General features: G+C 55.3%; 11 protein-coding genes. 8 read left to right on the top strand and 3 right to left on the bottom strand.

The window, feature by feature from the left end; all coding sequences use genetic code 11:
- The first annotated feature begins 483 nt into the window (after positions 1 to 483).
- Complete coding sequence (locus EKM97_RS07845; protein WP_125571844.1) at positions 484 to 3,024, top strand: excinuclease ABC subunit UvrA; 2,541 nt, start codon at positions 484 to 486, stop codon at positions 3,022 to 3,024.
- An 81-nt stretch (positions 3,025 to 3,105) separates the two neighbouring features.
- Here EKM97_RS07845 and EKM97_RS07840 read toward each other — a convergent pair whose 3' ends face one another.
- On the bottom strand, positions 3,106 to 3,792 hold the full coding sequence (locus EKM97_RS07840; RefSeq protein ID WP_125571843.1) for an NADPH-dependent F420 reductase: 687 nt from the start codon (positions 3,790 to 3,792) through the stop codon (positions 3,106 to 3,108).
- A gap of 1 nt (position 3,793) precedes the next feature.
- Positions 3,794 to 4,843 carry an LLM class flavin-dependent oxidoreductase gene (locus EKM97_RS07835; RefSeq protein ID WP_404820207.1) on the bottom strand — a complete coding sequence of 350 codons (1,050 nt, stop codon included), beginning with the start codon at positions 4,841 to 4,843 and terminating at the stop codon, positions 3,794 to 3,796.
- A gap of 310 nt (positions 4,844 to 5,153) precedes the next feature.
- On the opposite strand from EKM97_RS07835, the gene EKM97_RS07830 reads away from it, so the two are divergent.
- From EKM97_RS07830 to EKM97_RS11970, 6 genes are all read left to right on the top strand, one after another.
- A complete protein-coding gene (locus EKM97_RS07830; protein WP_125571841.1) occupies positions 5,154 to 5,912 on the top strand; it encodes a gamma-glutamyl-gamma-aminobutyrate hydrolase family protein in 759 nt (252 codons plus the stop codon).
- Positions 5,913 to 5,978: 66 nt separating this feature from the next.
- Complete coding sequence (locus EKM97_RS07825; protein ID WP_125571840.1) at positions 5,979 to 6,845, top strand: DegV family protein; 867 nt, start codon at positions 5,979 to 5,981, stop codon at positions 6,843 to 6,845.
- A 12-nt stretch (positions 6,846 to 6,857) separates the two neighbouring features.
- Positions 6,858 to 7,604 (top strand): nitroreductase family protein, encoded by a 747-nt coding sequence (locus EKM97_RS07820; RefSeq protein WP_125571839.1) that lies wholly within the window; start codon positions 6,858 to 6,860, stop codon positions 7,602 to 7,604.
- A 125-nt stretch (positions 7,605 to 7,729) separates the two neighbouring features.
- Positions 7,730 to 8,050 carry a PadR family transcriptional regulator gene (locus EKM97_RS07815; protein ID WP_125571838.1) on the top strand — a complete coding sequence of 107 codons (321 nt, stop codon included), beginning with the start codon at positions 7,730 to 7,732 and terminating at the stop codon, positions 8,048 to 8,050.
- On the top strand, positions 8,037 to 8,642 hold the full coding sequence (locus EKM97_RS07810) for a DUF1700 domain-containing protein (RefSeq protein WP_125571837.1): 606 nt from the start codon (positions 8,037 to 8,039) through the stop codon (positions 8,640 to 8,642). The genes EKM97_RS07815 and EKM97_RS07810 overlap by 14 nt, the downstream gene beginning before the upstream one ends.
- The gene (locus EKM97_RS11970) at positions 8,642 to 8,782 is read left to right on the top strand and encodes a hypothetical protein (RefSeq protein WP_164507486.1); all 141 of its coding nucleotides are present in this window, start codon (positions 8,642 to 8,644) and stop codon (positions 8,780 to 8,782) included. The genes EKM97_RS07810 and EKM97_RS11970 overlap by 1 nt, the downstream gene beginning before the upstream one ends.
- 931 nt (positions 8,783 to 9,713) lie before the next feature.
- Here EKM97_RS11970 and EKM97_RS07805 read toward each other — a convergent pair.
- On the bottom strand, positions 9,714 to 11,198 hold the full coding sequence (locus EKM97_RS07805) for a PucR family transcriptional regulator (RefSeq protein WP_125571836.1): 1,485 nt from the start codon (positions 11,196 to 11,198) through the stop codon (positions 9,714 to 9,716).
- 228 nt (positions 11,199 to 11,426) lie between these two features.
- On the opposite strand from EKM97_RS07805, the gene EKM97_RS07800 reads away from it, so the two are divergent.
- Complete coding sequence (locus EKM97_RS07800; RefSeq protein WP_125571835.1) at positions 11,427 to 12,287, top strand: SDR family NAD(P)-dependent oxidoreductase; 861 nt, start codon at positions 11,427 to 11,429, stop codon at positions 12,285 to 12,287.
- Positions 12,288 to 12,295 lie beyond the last annotated feature (8 nt).

Raw genomic sequence — 12,295 nt, 5'->3', positions numbered from 1 at the left:
ACGGTCTGTGTTTTGATCCGGCGTTTGAATGAGCGGTCGCTCGGTATCTATGGTATTCTCCACTCATTAACGTGTCGGCCACGGAGGTGGTGGTGTGCTTGGGCGAAGCACAGGGAACGGAGTCGGGCGAAAAGATGATTGTTTGGAGACAGGACGGCCGTTCTTGCCGTCCTGTCTGCATACAATCATCTCGGGAGCGCGGAGTTGACGCCATTCTTGCGGCAACTCCGCCAGCGGAAGACCGCGATAGCGGGCTGAAGCGGTCCCCGCCCGACGTAGTTCCCGGAGCGTAGCCCAAGCGCACCACCACTGGAGTTGCCGACCCACCGCCTAGCGGCGGTTTGAAAACAAACCAAAGCGTAAAGCGCACCCTTGCGGGCGCAGACTTACGCTGACGGACAGCGTCATGAACTCATATCTGTCCGTAACCAACATTTTGTACGGTGTTAGAATATGGGCAGTAAGTATTGCAGGAGGTAGCAAATGGCAAATCATGTTCCGGAAAGCATCAAGGTCCGCGGTGCACGGGTCAATAATCTAAAGAACCTGGACGTCGATATTCCGCTTCACCAGCTGGTAGCGGTCACTGGCCGCTCGGGGTCCGGCAAGTCCTCGCTGGCGATGGGGGTGCTCTACGCTGAAGGGATGCGGCGCTACGTGAGCGCGTTGTCCACGTACACCCGCCGGCGCCTAGGCCAGACCGGCAAGCCAGACGTGGAATCGATTGAGCATATTCCTAGCGCCATCGCATTGCGGCAGCGGCCATCCGTTCCGGGCGTGCGTTCGACCGTGGGCACGGCGACCGAGGCACTGAACGTGCTGCGGCTGGCGTTCTCGCGGCTCGGGTCACCGCGTTGCCCGAATGGCCATCAGGTGCCGCCAACTTTGGCGATTGCGCAGGCAATGGACCTGCCGAATAAGGCGGGCAGCGGGATGGGCATGATTAAGTGTCCGACTTGCGGGGTAGAATTCATGGCGTTTGCGGCAGAGGATTTTGCCTTTAACTCAGCCGGTGCTTGTCCCACTTGTGGCGGTACCGGGACCGCGCAGACTCTGGACGAATCCCTACTGATTCCGGATCCTAGCAAGACCATTCGTGAGGGTGCCGTTGCGTCTTGGCGGCTGCCAGGGCGTAACTTCATGCACCTGGTCGCCGAACAGATTGGCATCGACATCGATACGCCGTTCCAAGATCTGCCTAAAGACCAGCAAGAGATGGTGTGGAATGGTCCGCGCAAGAAATACGCCATTAATATTCCCAGCAGCACCGGCAAAATTTTCCACATGGATAACGCCCAGTTCGAAAATGCGCACGCAGCGGTGCTCGACAGCATGGCCACGACCACTAACGAACGGGCCATTGCTCGGTTGAACCGCTTCTACCGCTTCGGCACTTGCCCGACTTGCCATGGCAGCCGCTTTAAGCCGGAACTACTGTCGCAATTGCTGGCGGGAAAGAATATTGCTGAAGTGAGTGAACTGACGTTGACGCAACTGCGTGATTTTGTGGGCACGGTGTACGCACAGCTGCCTGCCGACATGCAGGAGCTAGCCCACAACATTCTAGACGAATTGCTCGGAATTTTGCGGCCACTGCTCGAACTGGGTTTGGGTTACCTGAACCTGGGCCGGGCGGGCAGCACTTTGTCCACCGGCGAACTGCAGCGCATTCAGCTTAGTCGCACCTTGCGAACCCAGACGACGGGCGTGTTGTACGTACTGGATGAACCGTCTATTGGCTTGCACGCGGCGAACGTACAGGGGCTGATTGATGTCATGCGCAGTCTCGTTGCCCAGGGCAACTCCGTGATTGTGGTGGATCATGACCCGACAATCATTGCGGCCGCTGATCAAGTGCTGGAAATTGGTCCTGGCGCGGGGGCCAGCGGCGGACACCTGCTGAACATGGGGACGCCGGCAGCTATCATGAAGCAGCCGAACAGCCTAATTGCGCCATTTTTGAACGGCAACGCGCAGCTACTTGCCCGCCCGCAACGTGCGCAAGCAGAGCTCACAAAAGCCAAGCACTATGGCGTCACGGTTTCCGACCGCTTCAACCTACATGATGTGACTGCAGAACTACCAGTCGGAGCGTTTTCCGTTGTGTCGGGCTTTTCCGGTGCCGGCAAGTCCACCTTGGTGTTTGAAGCCCTGATTCCGGCGCTGACGGCGACAAAGAAGAAGCCGGCACCGCAGTTTGCCCAGAATCTCAAGCGCGGCGGGTTGCGGCGCGTAGTGGCTATTGATGCGACGCCGGTCGGCAAAAACGTACGCTCAACGGTGGCCACGTACACCGATATTTTGGATAAATTGCGGGCGCTGTTCGCGGGGCAAGAACTCGCCCAAGAGCGCGGTTACACCGCCAGCAACTTCTCCTACAACGTGGCGGCCGGCGCCTGCCCAACTTGCGGCGGAACGGGCGAGATTAACCTCGATATTCAATACTTGCCTGATATGCAGCAAACCTGTCCTACCTGCAATGGCCGGCGCTACAAGCCGGAAGTTCTCGATGTCACTTGGCATGGTTACAGTATCGCCGATTTGCTCGACCTCGACGTTGATGCGGCACTACCGGTGTTCAAGGATGAGGCCGGCATAGAAGCAACCCTGCAGGTACTGCACGATATGGGTTTGGGCTACCTGCACCTTGGCGAGAGCACGCCCACGCTGTCTGGTGGCGAGGCCCAGCGTCTGAAGCTAACCGCACACATGGGTAAGAAGTTGACGGGCACGCTCTTTGTGTTTGACGAGCCGTCCGTCGGCTTGCACCCGCTGGATGTGCAGGTGTTGCTACAGGTCTTCCAGCGTCTGTTGGATCAGGGCGGCACCGTACTGGCCATCGAGCATGATTTGGACGTCATCGCTAACGCTGATTACGTGCTGGACATGGGTCCTGGCGGCGGCAGCGAAGGTGGACACATTGTGGCCACTGGCACGCCGCAAGCGGTCGCGCGCAGTGGCGCCGGCCAGACGGCGGGCTACTTAAAGACCCACCTGGCACATTTTGGGGTGCTGAAGAATTAAACGATTCCGAATTACGAAAAAAGCTTGTGCATTTGCCGTTAAATTGCGGCGATGCACAAGTTTTTTACGTGGGACGGTTACTTAGACGACTTGCTGACCACGTTCGGAGAGAATCTTGGCACCAAATGGCGTCGAGTAGATGCGGTTAATCTTATCGACGAACTCCGCGCGCGGGATGGCCTCACCAAACAGCGGGCTGCCTGGTTCGAGGTAGAGGCCAAAACGTAGCGGGCCGAGATCCAGCGGGTCAAAGCCGAACTGGGTGAGTACCGCTTCAACAACTGGACGAATCTCATCGTGGTCGGTGGCGTAAGCCATGGCGCGGCGCACCTCAGGATGCCGATCGACCTCAATTTCGATGTCGTGGTAACCCATATGGTTGAACGCCTTAGCGACTAAACTGTCCTGCAAGTAGGCCTGAATGACCTCGGAGGAAGATTCTTTCATGCTGGAGATCGTGTTGACGGTGCCATCGACTTCCTTCCAGTAGTTGGTGGCATCAAGCACAATTTTGCCAGCGAGTGCGGCGGGGTCCAGGTCGCGGTAGTGGCTCAGCGGGATGGCCAGAATGATGATGTCTGAGTGCTTAATGACATCGGGCGTGCTCATCGTGACCGCACCGGGCGCCATCGTGTCGATCACCCACTTGAGGTCTTGCACGCTATGGCGACTACCGATGTTGATGGTAAAACCGCGCTGCGTACCGAGCCGGGCGAGGGTGGTGCCGAGTTTGCCGGCACCAATGATGCCAATTGTTTGCTTGTCCATCCTACTTACCTCCCAGCAGTTCCTTAACCCGCGGAATGACGCGCTTGCCGTAGTTTTCGATGGTCGCCAGCCGCTGATGTTCTAGCTGTCCGCCAGTGCCGTAAACCAGGTCGAAGCGCTGCATGTCTAGTGCCTGCATGTTCTTGGCGAGTTTCTGGGCGACCTGCTCCGGCGTGCCGACGTAGTACGATCCCTTGTCAATTTCAAATTCAAAACGGTCACGGGTCATTGGTGCCCAGCCGCGGTCAATTCCAATGCGGTCCATTTCGGCGCGGATGTACTTCCAGCCAACTTCCTTGGCTTCTTCGGCGTCATCGAGGATGATGCCGTGGGCGTGCATCCCCAGTGGCCGCTCTGTCTTGTTGAACTCCCTGACCGCCCGGTGGTAGAGGTCGACGTAAGGCTTGAACCGTACCGGCTCGCCGCCGATGATGGCAATCATGACCGCGTAGTCGTAGTAAACCGCGCGGATGATGGACTCCGGTGAACCGCCGACACCGACCACTGTTTCGATGGTCTCGTTCTTCGGTAGCATCGGGTAGACCATTGTGTCGGTGAGCTTCTGGGTGAGTTTGCCCTTCCAGTTCATCTTCTTATGCTGGAGGAGCTGGTCCCACATCGCAATCTTTTCCTCAAACAGGTCGTTGTACTTCTCGAGATCGTAGCCGTAGAGTGGGAAGGATTCGGTGAAGGAACCGCGCCCGATCATGATTTGCTCACGACCGTTCGACAAGCCGTGCAGGGTGCTGAAGCGTTCGAAAACTCGCACGGGGTCATCGGAACTAAGCACGGTCACCGCCGTCCCCAGCTTGATGTTCTTGGTCAGTGCGGCCATTGCCCCCAGCACCACTTCGGGACTAGAGATGGCAAATTCGGGCCGGTGGTGTTCGCCCAGTGCGAAGATGTCGATACCAAGTTGATCAGCCAGTTGGGCTTCTTGCAGCACTTGCTGCAAGGTCTGATCACCATTCATGGCACTGCCGTCATCGTGGAAGGCGAGATCGCCGAAGGTATTGAGGCCGAATGTGTAAGGCTTGTCTGTCATGAGCATTTTCCTCCAAAGATTTGCGTTGACTATTAACTTACTAAAAATAAGTATAAGTTCATTATAAGGGAGCTTGGTCAAAATGCAAGCGGCATTCGTTATTTTTATTTTCTCGGGGTGCTGGTGCCGCCGGCCGGATACCTTGACCAAAACAGCGTGCAAATGGGCGCCACCTAGAAAATTGGGCGGTGTGCAGACAGGCCTGTTCCCCGCGACTCGCGGAGTGTCGCCCGCTATTTTTGACCGGGTGAGGTTTTGCTTGCATAAAAGTATTAAACTATTGATATAACTTGCAACAAATAAGGAAGGTTATGCCATGCAGCCAGTGATTGCCATTACGGGAGACCAGGTCCCCGGAGTTTCGTCTATTATTAACATGAACAATGCCGACATGGCGCCAAACGAAATTAAGAATGCGGTGCAGGCTGCCGGTGGTCTACCAATTATTTTGCCTTATCCGGAGACACCAGCAGATGCGGCAAGCATTGCGCAACACTATACCGAGTTGTTCGACGGACTCTTGTTGCCTGGTGGCCCGGATGTGGATCCGACCATGTATGGTGAAGAGCCAATTCCCGAGTGTGGTGGTGCGGCGTACATGAAGGACGTCTTCGAAATTGCGCTGATTAAGGCAACAGTTGCAGCGGGCAAGCCGATTTTTGGCATCTGTCGCGGCCTGCAGGTCATTAATGTGGCGCTGGGTGGTAATTTGTACCAGGATTTGGCCGCTCAGAATCCCGAGTGCAAAATTCGCCATGCCCAGGCCGCACGCGGTGATTTGCCAACGCACCATGTGAACGCAACAGTGGGTAGCCAGATTGCGCAGCTTGTCGGTGAGCGAGCTTACGTGAACTCACGGCACCACCAAGCAGCGCGCAACATCGCGGCAAGTCTGCAGGTGACCGCACGCGCAGATGACGGTGTGGTGGAAGCACTGGAGACGCGGGAATCTGACCAGATTTTGGCCGTGCAGTGGCACCCGGAGAACATGTGGCGGCAATCAAAGCAGCAAGCCGCGCTGTTCACGAACTTCGTGCAACGGGCACGGATGACCAGTGAGTACCACCCACAGTAGTGCTATGATAAACAGCAGCAAACGAGCATCAGGAGTCGTTTTGAACAAGAAAGTTGGGTTAAATCCATGAGTAAAATCGCCATCGTTACTGATAGCACTGCCTACCTCACGCCGGAGCAAATTGCTGACTTGCCGATTCGCATCGTCACGACACCGGTCATCGTTGACGGTCAGACGTACAACGAAGGCGAGGACATCACGCCCGAAGAGTTCTACAGTAAAATGCGGGCAGCCAAAGATTTTCCGCACACTTCGCAGCCGCGGCTTGGTGATGTACTCACAATCCACAAGGAATTACTGGACGAAGGCTACGATACCGTCCTGAACATTTACCTGTCCGCCACCATCTCGGGCATTAACAGTACCATCAGCGCTGCGGCTCGTGACATTGAAAACCAGCACGTGGTCGTATACGATTCGCAGATTACGGTCATTCTGATGGGGCAAATGGTGCTGACAGCGGGGCAAATGGCCAAAGAGGGCAAGAGCCTGGACGAAATCATCGCGCGCATGGACCAGTTGCGGGCCAGCACGGACGAATACTTCATCGTCAATGACCTGCAGCACTTGGTGCGCGGCGGCCGTTTGAGTAGTACCGCCGGCTTGCTCGGCAGCATGCTGCGGATTAAGCCGCTCCTGACTTTTGATGAGAGTCACAAAATTGTCGTTGCGGAGAAAATTCGCACGCTGAACCGGGCCTCCGCACGCGTGGAAGAACTGTTCACTGAAGCGGTGGCAGCGGCGGATTATCCGCTGAAGGCGTGGGTCATTGACGCCGGTAATCCGGATGAGGCAGATGTCTGGCAAGCTGAGCTCCAAAAGAAGTTTCCGGATGTGACCATTGAGCGGTCTTTCTTTGGTCCTGCAATCACGACCCACATTGGTGAAAAGGCGATTGCGCTGGCCTGGATGCGCGACCCCGACCGCGATTAGAAGGTGAAAGACATGACAGAAATCGAACAAAACGCGTTGCGGCACCGTTCCATCCGCCGCTATGCAAACGCGCCGCTGACGCAAACGCAGCTGGATGAACTGGTTGCAGTTGCCCAAGCGACGGCCAGCAGCAAGTTTATGCAGCAATTCAGTTTGATTCACGTGACGGATCCCGCGCTGCGCCAGCAAATCGCCGCGGTGACCACTTACGATTACGCGGCGGACAACGGCGATTTGTTTATCTTCGTATTGGACCAGGCGCGTAACGTTGCCCTAGTTCAAGACAGCGGTAAGTCGATTCACCAGCTGACGAACTGGGACGCACTACTGGGCGGTATTTTTGATAGCACGCTGGCGGCGCAGAACATGACGGCGGCCGCGGAACGCAGTGGTTTAGGCGCCGTCTACCTCGGCAGTATTCTGAATGACCCGCAGGCGATGATTGACCTACTGCACCTGCCGAAGTACACCTTCCCGATTCTGGGGATGATGATTGGCACGCCGGCGGAAGATCCCGATTTGAAGCCGCGCTTGCCGCGACAGCTAGTATATGCCGATAATGCGTATCCAGAATTGGACGATACGGTGTTGCAGCAATACGACGAGCACTTGCGGCATTACTACCAGACCCGCAAGTGGGGGCAAAAGAACGTCAGTTACACCGAGTCGATGGTCAAGCACCTTGCGGGAAGTTTGCACCACCGCGATGATATTGGCCGTATTTTGCACCAGCAGGGCTTCGAACTACCAGAAGAATAGATAAATACACATGGCGCGGACATTCATAAAAGAATGCCCGCGCCATGTGCGTTTTAGGACCTAAGACCGAGGTCAGTACTATGCTCTGCATTGTATAGTATGGGGTGTAAGGAAGGGGTGTTGATTTGGATAGCCAGATGAAGAAGGGCCTAGTGGAATACAGTGTGCTGGCAACGCTTGTGGCAGGCGACTCCTATGGCTACCAAATTATCAAGGACGCTCCGCCGGTATTGGAACTGACGCAATCAACGCTGTACCCGATACTCAAGCGGTTGGAGGGTGATGGTCGCGTCAGCACCTACAGTGAAATCCATCAGGGACGGCAGCGAAAGTATTACCATCTCACGGCGACCGGACGCAGTAGCATCACGCGCTTTGTTGCCGATTGGCAGGAAGTGCAGGATGTGTACGAAACGATTAGGAGGAGTACTGATGAAACGAAGTGAGTTTACAATCAGGCTGCGCGCCGGTCTGGAGGGTAACGTGCCCGCTAGCGAGGTAGCGCGACAGCTTGAGTATTACAACGAAATGATTCTCGACCTTATGGAAGAGGGCAACACCGAGGAAGAGGCAGTGGCCAAGGTGGGCGATCCGAACGAAATCGTGTTCGAAGCGGTCGACAACTACAGTGCCGGAGCAGCGGCGATGCCAATGCCCCAGCAAGGCGAAGGGCGGCGCTGGCTGGTCATTATGTTATTGATCATCGGCAGCCCAATTTGGGGGAGTTTCCTGATTGCGGCGTTAGGGATTCTTTTCGCAGCGGAAGTAGTGCTCTGGTGTATTCCGTTCACCGGCCTGGTGACCTCTGGTGGTTTTGGCATCGGCGGTCTGTGGGCGCTATTTGCCAGTTTTCCCGCCTTCATTCACGCACCGTTTATGGGTGTCACGGAGTTGGGTATCGGGTTACTTTGTATCGGTATCGGCTTGCTGGGCGGTTGGATCACCTACAAAATTAGTGCGTGGTTCCTGCGTGCACACCTGGCGCTGATGTCCTGGGTGGCAAGTCAGTTTCGGCGCGGAAAGGCGGCGTTTAACTAATGCGAAAATATTTAGTTGTGAAGGTGGCAACGGTGCTGATTGCTGCAGGTGTCATCATTTCAGCTCTTGGTTTTGCGATGTCTGGTTTCGATACGGATAACTACAGGCAGTACAACAGTCGTTGGTACTACATGAACTAGATGTTGGCCGTCAGCGTAAGCCATGAAACTTTCATCCGTAAGGATGCGGGGATTGAAAATAGTGGTTAGACCGAAGATCGGAACTGGGCCGACTTGGTTACGTGCCCGCAGGTAGGTGGCGCGGGGTCGAGCTACGCGGCCGTGGCTCTAAGCGCTAAAGCGCAAAGTGCCACTGGCTCACGCCTGGCAAACCAGGCTACCGCTAAACTTTTTGCCGAAGCCCCTGGTAAAAAGCTTTACCCCGAACACGAATAGCCCATACAATACGGCTGACGCCGGTTGTATGGGCTATTCGTGTTCTTTGCGCGCCACCTACCTGCGTTCACTCCACCAAGCCGCCCCAGGCCCTAAGTGCTACCACAATACTCTGGTGGGGAAAGTTTCAAACTACGCTGGTGGAAGCTCCAGACAGATTTGACGGACATTCAACATTCAATTGAGAAATGCTGGCACAGCGAGTGGTTCTTCAGGCCTCTCGAACGTATTGAACATTGTTAATACAGAACTCGTTATCGTGTAGTTCCATAATTCCGTGTATTGTTGGATCTCAAACTCAATTTTTTAACAACGTTGTTATCAGGTTTCTGTGGTGCGTTCTACTCAGTAACGTGTCGGCCATGGAGGTGAGGGGGCGCTTGGGTGGAACGATTGAGGACGGAGCGGCGAAACGAATCATGTTTGGAGATTCGGCGGTTTTTGCCGGAGCTTCGTACATGATTCGCGGGAGCGCGCATTTTGACGCTGGGTCTGCGGCAAAATCGCCAGTGAAAGCCCAAAGGGCTTGAGCGGTCCCCGCCGCGTAGTCCTCAATCGTGGAACCCAAGTGCACGCTCGCCGGAGTTGCCGACCCCACCACCTAGCGGTGGTTGTGAAAACGCCGCAGCGGCCCGGCATGACTTCGTCACAGAAATGCTATCGTTGACGGACGGCTTTAATGCGTAACGCCGTCGGGTTCGATTTGGTAAGCGTTCAGGAAGTGCTGCACCGCGAAGCTCGCGGCGAGTTTGAAGCAGACGTCCGCATCCTTGATGTCCAGACCGCTTATTTCGGTGATGCGCTGCATGCGCGCACACAAGGTGTTGGGGTGAATGTACAGTGCGTGCGCCGTTGCCGTCAGGTTGCAAGTTGCCTCGAGGTAAGCGCGCAGCGTCGGCAAAAGTTCCGTGCGGTTTTGCGCGTCATAGGCCGCAATGGTGGTGAATGAGGGATTGAGAAACAGCGGCAGCACCGTTTCCCACTGCGGTAGCTTAGCCAACATCAAGGCAAAAAATTGATCTTCACAAAAGTTGACGTCCTCGCTGATTGTCCGCAGCTGACTGACTTGTCGGCAAATTTTGTAGACGTTTGGTGTGTCGCGGGCGCGCTCGTAATAGTGGGAGACGATGAATTGACACTCAAGCTGACCGGCCAGCTGCTGCAAGATGTGCTTCAACGTGCCATCGTTGTAAGCATTGATGTCCAGGCTGATTAATGCGACCGCGTGGTGGTGGTAGCTGGTCGCAATGACTTGTTTACATAGTGGGGTCAGCAGGTAGATGAGCCGTTCGCTGAGCTCGCTGCTGCTGCGGCCGGTTTTGGACAGGGCCTCTAGTAGCACCATGCCGTGTGGTAATTGGACATGTTCGCGCGCAAACTGCGCTTCAAAAGTGCTGTCGTCAAAAGCGGTGAGCATCATCGTCAGCAGCCGGCCGCGGCCTTGGCCGGAGATACTGCTAAACTGACCTTTAGCCGCTGCCTGACTGATAATGGGGGTAAAGGCGGCCAGTTGCCGCACCTGTGTGGCCGTCATCCCGTCGCCAAGCAGCGGGAATGCCAAGTAGCCGATGGCATCACCGTTGGCCGCCATTGGCGAAAGCAGTAGCGGGGTCAGCGAAATTTTGCTATCGGTCAGGTACAGGTGCTGCCAGAAATCACCTGGCGTGAGGGCAGGAATGTGGTCGGCAAGGTACTGACCGATGGCACTGCCCTGGCTGGGCGCGTTAATGCTGCTGGCAATGATGTGCTGACCAAGTAAATCGATCACCATGAGGGGCGCCTTGAGCATGTGGGCGGCCTTATTTAGTGTGGCTGCGAAATCTGCCGCAATGGCGTGGGTCGCGAGGTAAAGTTCATCAGCATGCAGTTGTTCGTCGCCGCGCAAAATTTTGCCGGCAGTTGCCATGAGGGCCAAGGCGATGCGCTCCAGTTTGGCGCCGCGAGTGGGGAGTTCGGCAACACGTTGCCAGCTGTCTGTGGTGTAAACATTCAGTGCCAGCTTGTGCGGCCGCACGTCCAGGTACAAGTGGTCCGCGCGTACTTGCGGAACGTCGTGCTTGATGAGCGTGACTTCAGTGATGGTCATATCCAAATTGGTATTGATAATCTGCAAATCCGCAAAATGAACAGATAATTCATGAATAAAGTCGGTTAAGAGCATGGCTTCCTCCAGTAGATGAAATCTAAATACGTACCGCAAACGTTGATATGGCGCGGCGATTGTGGAAAGTACACAGCCAACTTGAAGATTTCCTGTGGCTTTTACCCGTATATCATACGCACAGTTCGCACTATATTAAAAGCGTATTCAAAAGCAAATAACATTTGTTCTTGAACACAATTATTTTATTGGTCTAGTTGGGGTTGAGGAGAAAGGAAGCTGTGAGTCATGAAGGATTTTAAAAATAAGGTCATGCTGTTAACTGGTGCTGCACATGGTTTTGGTCGGGAGATCGCCAAGGAAGCCGCACGGCGGGAAATGAAGCTGGCTTTGCTCGACATTGATGAACCTGCACTGCAGGAAACCAGCAAGATGGTTGCTGATTTGGGCGCTGAAGTGTTGACGGTGCCCGCCGATGTGAGTGATGAAGACGCGGTCAATGCAGCAATCGACAAAGTGCTAGCCAAGTTTGGTGGCGTTGACGTTCTGATTAACGACGCCGGGATTGCACTGCCAGGGCGGATGTGGGAACTGCCAACTCGCGACTGGGAATGGATTCTGCACGTGAACACCTTGAGTCAGGTGTACACCATGAAGCGGATTATTCCGGTGATGCTGGAACAAAAGACCCACGCTGCTATCCTGAACGTGGCCTCCATCGCTGGTTTGCTTGACACACCAGGGATGCCAGCCTACCACGCCAGCAAGTTCGCTTCAGTAGGGTTGACTGAAGCAACTGCTTACGACTTGCAGCGGATTGGCGCAGACATCCAAATGCACGTGATGTGCCCTGGCTTCGTGCAGACGGACCTGTACCACACCGAACAGCACCGGCCAACACGTTACGCCGACGCCACGGATCCATACTACAGCAGCGAGGCCTTCAAGAAGGGTCAACAGTTTGCCCAGTACGTCATTACCAACGGGACGCCAATTGACACCATCGCGGACACCGTATTCAAGGCCCTGGAGGACAACACCTTCTACATCCTGACCCACCCAGAATACAATCCATTGATTAGCGACCGCGTGAACCGCATCGTGAATAACGGTGCGCCAGACGTGCACGTGATGGATGGAATTATGTAGGCGTGGCC

Source organism: Lacticaseibacillus songhuajiangensis (assembly GCF_003946025.1).
Lineage (GTDB): Bacteria > Bacillota > Bacilli > Lactobacillales > Lactobacillaceae > Lacticaseibacillus > Lacticaseibacillus songhuajiangensis.
This window is presented reverse-complemented; position numbering and strand designations above follow the sequence as displayed.